General features: G+C 32.2%; 6 protein-coding genes. All 6 read left to right on the top strand.

Features of this window, described 5'->3' with window-relative positions:
• Positions 1-257: 257 nt before the first annotated feature.
• The gene (gene nikR / locus PHE88_12520) at positions 258-659 is read left to right on the top strand and encodes a nickel-responsive transcriptional regulator NikR (protein MDD5688644.1); all 402 of its coding nucleotides are present in this window, start codon (positions 258-260) and stop codon (positions 657-659) included.
• Positions 660-684: 25 nt separating this feature from the next.
• Complete coding sequence (gene cbiM / locus PHE88_12515; GenBank protein ID MDD5688643.1) at positions 685-1308, top strand: cobalt transporter CbiM; 624 nt, start codon at positions 685-687, stop codon at positions 1306-1308.
• A gap of 13 nt (positions 1309-1321) precedes the next feature.
• On the top strand, positions 1322-1612 hold the full coding sequence (locus PHE88_12510; protein MDD5688642.1) for a PDGLE domain-containing protein: 291 nt from the start codon (positions 1322-1324) through the stop codon (positions 1610-1612).
• A gap of 9 nt (positions 1613-1621) precedes the next feature.
• Positions 1622-2332 carry a cobalt ECF transporter T component CbiQ gene (gene cbiQ / locus PHE88_12505; protein ID MDD5688641.1) on the top strand — a complete coding sequence of 237 codons (711 nt, stop codon included), beginning with the start codon at positions 1622-1624 and terminating at the stop codon, positions 2330-2332.
• Positions 2333-2590: 258 nt separating this feature from the next.
• Entirely contained in the window at positions 2591-3295 is a 705-nt protein-coding gene (locus PHE88_12500; GenBank protein ID MDD5688640.1) for an ABC transporter ATP-binding protein, read from the top strand.
• A gap of 111 nt (positions 3296-3406) precedes the next feature.
• A complete protein-coding gene (locus PHE88_12495; protein MDD5688639.1) occupies positions 3407-4309 on the top strand; it encodes an AraC family transcriptional regulator in 903 nt (300 codons plus the stop codon).
• Positions 4310-4637 lie beyond the last annotated feature (328 nt).

Raw genomic sequence — 4637 nt, 5'->3', positions numbered from 1 at the left:
TTTTCAAAGACACAGAGGCTTATCTGAAAAACATAAAATTGCTTATTTGAAATGGTATATTTATTTAAAAAACCATTAAAAAAACAACATTTTAGTACTATTAAGCCCATTGCGAGCGTTAGCGAAGTCGAAGATCCCGTTCATGGGGCAATCTCATAAAATACAGTCAGTCTGAAACAAGATTGCCACGAGCCAAAAAATTGGCTCTCGCAATGACAAATAGTGGATTATAACACAACCTTAAAGCGAGGAATTCAATGGGGAAGTTATTAAGATTTGGTGTTTCACTTGATGAGGAACTTCTTAAAAAGTTTGATAAACTAATAAAAGAGAAGAAATATACTAATCGTTCAAAAGCGATTGCCGATTTAATTTGCCAGGAATTTGTAAAAGAACAGTGGACAAAAGGCGGAGACATTGCAGGCGCAATCACACTTATTTATGACCACCACAAAAGGGAACTTGTTGATAAATTAATGAATATTCAACACGATTTCCAAAAAGCTATAGTTTCGACGCAGCACATACATCTGGACCACGATATTTGCCTTGAAATAATTGCAGTACGCGGTAGTTCGGCTGAAGTGAAAAAACTCGCAGATAGCTTGAAAGCAATGAAAGGTGTCAAACACAGCACCTTAAGTGTAACCGCGGCATGAATTAGCATAAAAATTGGGGAACAAAATGCACATTCCGGATGGGTTTTTGGATGTAAAAACATTTTCGGTACTTTATAGTGTTTCGGCAGTTACAATAGGTGTTGCTATTAAAAAATTAAATAAAAATCTGAGTGAAAAACAAATTCCGATGTTAGGTGTTTTAGCTGCTTTTGTTTTTGCTGCACAGATGTTAAATTTTCCGGTAGCGGGCGGTACATCAGGGCATTTTATGGGCGGAGTATTAATAAGCATTTTGTTGGGTCCTATGTCAGGTTTGTTAATTATGTCTACAGTTCTTATTGTTCAGTGTTTTATTTTCCAGGACGGCGGATTAACATCGCTTGGTGCAAACGTTTTTAATATGGGAATAATAGGTTCTATTGCCGGTTATTACATTTATAAAGGACTTAAAAAAATATTCAGTAGAACGATTTCTACTTTTATAGCATGTTGGATTTCCATAATCATGGCTTCCTCTTTTTGTGCAGCAGAACTTGCAATATCAGGTATTGTGCCGTTAAAATTGGTATTTCTTGCTATGGTTTCAGTTCATGCATTGATAGGTGTTGGCGAAGGATTGATAACGGTCACAGTTTTAAGTTTTGTATCAAAAGTGAGACCTGATCTTTTAGAGTTAGAAAAAATTTGAAGAGACAGTATCTATGAAAATTAAGATAAAAATTATTTTTGGATTATTAGTCCCAATTATTCTTATAGTTTTTTTATCGCAATTTGCTTCAAAATCACCGGATGGTTTGAATAAGGTTGCTGCGGACAAAGGATTTTCAATGAAGTCAGAAGGTAAGGGTGTAATAAAAAGTCCACTACCCGGTTATGCAATTCCAGTGGTAAAAAATGATATAATTTCTAATTCTCTATCCGGGGTTATAGGCGTGTTGCTCGTATTTTGTGTTGCATTTGGACTTGGCTACATTTTCAGAAAGAAGAAATAGAGAACATTTATGGACCATTTATATATTGATAAATACTCAGATTTAAATAGTTTTATTCACCGGTTAGACCCTCGAATAAAACTTATATCATTTTTGATAATGATTATCTTTATTATTTTAACACCTCCATCTGCTAATATCCAATTTTTTGGTTATTTTCTGGTAACATTTCTTATAATTTTTATGAGCAAGGTACCTATTTTACATTTCTTAAAAAGTTTATATTCTATTTTACCTTTCGTGATACTGATTGTAATATTTGTTCCATTTCTTGGCGGGAATGGTTTGATAGTTTTTAAAAATGTTCTGATAAAGGCATTTTTATCAATATTAATTTTAACAATACTTTCTGCAACTTCGAAGTTTCAGGAACTTTTAAAAGGATTGGATAGGCTTAAATTGCCAAAAGTGTTTATCCTTATTTTAGCGTTTATGTATAGGTATATTTTTGTTCTGATTGATGAGAAAATGCGTGCAGAAAGAGCAATAGCATCAAAATATTTCGGTAAAAAGATATTTTTACAATTTAAAGTTCTTGGACATATTATCGGCTCGCTTTTTATAAATACTTTCGAAAGAGCAGAACGGATTTATATAGCAATGTGTTCCCGTTTGTTTGACGGGGAAATCAAAACACAAAATAATTTAAAAATTAAATTATCCGATACAGTTTTTTTAATTATATTTATTACGATTTTATTTGGAATAAAGTTTTTATAAAAAGATTCATAATTTATAATATAGGGATTTTAATGTTGTAGATTCCCGATTAAATCACTCGGGAATGACAATCTCTCATGGTCCCGTATGTGTCATTCCCGTCCCGTGTGTCATTCCCGCGAAAGCGGGAATCTACGGGATAAACTCCAGCGGGAATCTATATGTTGTTAAAAGTTTAAAGATGAATTTTGTGATAGAAATGGAAAAACTGTTATATTCAGATTATTTCTTTAAACTCTAAACTTTAAACTGATTTATATGCAAAAAGCGATAGAAATAAAAAATCTTAATTTTTCATATCCTGACGGTAGAAAATCAATAAGTGATTTTTCACTTGATGTTTTTGAAGGTGAAACAGTAGGGATAATAGGTCCTAATGGTGCCGGTAAAACAACTTTACTTCTGCATTTAAACGGTATTTTAGGTGACAATTCAAAAATTGAAATATTTGGTATTCCAATAAATAAGAAAAACATTCGGGAAATTAGACGTAGAGTCGGACTTGTTTTTCAGAATCCTGATGACCAGCTGTTTATGCCGACTGTTTTTGATGATGTTGCGTTTGGTCCCCAGAATCTTGGGGTTTCAGAGATGGAAATTAAGAAAGGAGTAATTAATTGTTTAAATTCAGTAGGATTATCCGGTTATGAAAGCAGAATTTCACATCATTTAAGTTTCGGTGAAAAGAAAAGGGTCGCAATAGCATCGGTTCTAATAATAAACCCGGATATTTTAGTTTTAGATGAACCGACAAGTAATCTTGACCCCGCTACCCGCCGTGAATTTGTAAAACTAATTAAAAATTTTAATCATACAAAAATTATTGCCGGGCATGATATGGAAATGGTAAAAGAAATCTGTAATAGAGTAGTCATAGTTAATAGAGGTAGTAAAATTACTGAAGGTCCTCCAATCCAAATTTTCACTGATAAAGAGCTGCTTTTAACAAACCGTCTTATGTAGTAATAAAATCCTAACATCACCCCTAACAAAAAAACCTTGACAACATAGTAAAAGTATGTTATAAATTTAAATAGTAGAAATAGCAGGTAATGAAGTTTAAAAAAAATTTATATGAATAAACATTCACCTGTAAAGAAAACTGTAAAGGATATGTATTATTTCCCATTTTTGGTAAAAGATTTTCCTTTCTTTATAGTTAATGCAATTAATCCTGCTGTAGGAGCTAAGTATTATCATTTTCATCCCTTTATTCTGGAGTTCCATTATATTCGTTCTGGTAATGGTTACTACTTCATTAAAGACAAGTCATATGCTTTTAAAAATAAATCACTATTAATTATCCATGGACAAGATATCCATGCCTATATAAAAGGGGAAAATCCATCTCAAATAACTAAAACTACCCTATATTTTACTAACTCCTTATTTAAAGATTATCTTTCACTTCAACCTTTTATAAAAAGTATTCTTAATTGTCATGAAAATTTTCCGCATCATATATGTTTAAGCGAGAAAGAAGCATCTGATATGGAGTTAATATTACATATGCTTGATAAAGAGTGGGAAAGAAAGAGAGATAATTATCGAGAGGTAATAAAATCTTTACTTATAACATTTTTAGAACTAATAAAAAGAAGTATGTCTAATAAGAAGAAGAATATTAGTTCTAGTGAAGAGCATAATCCAATAATTGACGAAGTATTGGATTATATCGACAAACACTTCAAGGAACATATCACACTTTCTGATGTATCAAAGCATGTGGGATATTCTCATCATCGTGTAAGTCATTTGTTTAAAAAATTTACCGGATTAGGATTTAAAGAATTCATAGCTAATAGAAGAGTAACGGAAGCAAAGCATATTTTGGAGACAGACAATAATAAAAAAATAATTGCTATTTCATATGAGGTAGGTTTTTCAAATCTGGGTGTTTTTAATTGGAATTTTAAGCGTCTTACCGATACAACCCCATCCCGATACCGTAAGTTATACACATCTATTAGCAGGTAAACACTATATATTAGCACGTACCCGATAGACAAAATATAGGTTTTGTGTTATAAGTATATTAACAATCAGTCCGTGGTCATAAGAAGCGACAATAGGACACATCTTCTTAATTATACATATACAATTATTTCATAACAAATTACACATGGCACATCACACAAATTAAGAAGAGGAGGAAAACGAAAATAAAAGAAGTAAAATTCCGAAAAGGCTGCTCCCGAGAAATCGGGATGAGTTCGCAAAACCAAGGGCTAAGATAGTGAAAGCTAACAGGTTGCCGACAAACGTAAGACTAAAGACTATCAAGCCAGCAAGGTTATCGAAAACG

The sequence above is a fragment of the Elusimicrobiota bacterium genome (assembly GCA_028718185.1).
In the GTDB taxonomy this organism is placed as follows: domain Bacteria; phylum Elusimicrobiota; class UBA8919; order UBA8919; family UBA8919; genus JAQUMH01.
This window is presented reverse-complemented; position numbering and strand designations above follow the sequence as displayed.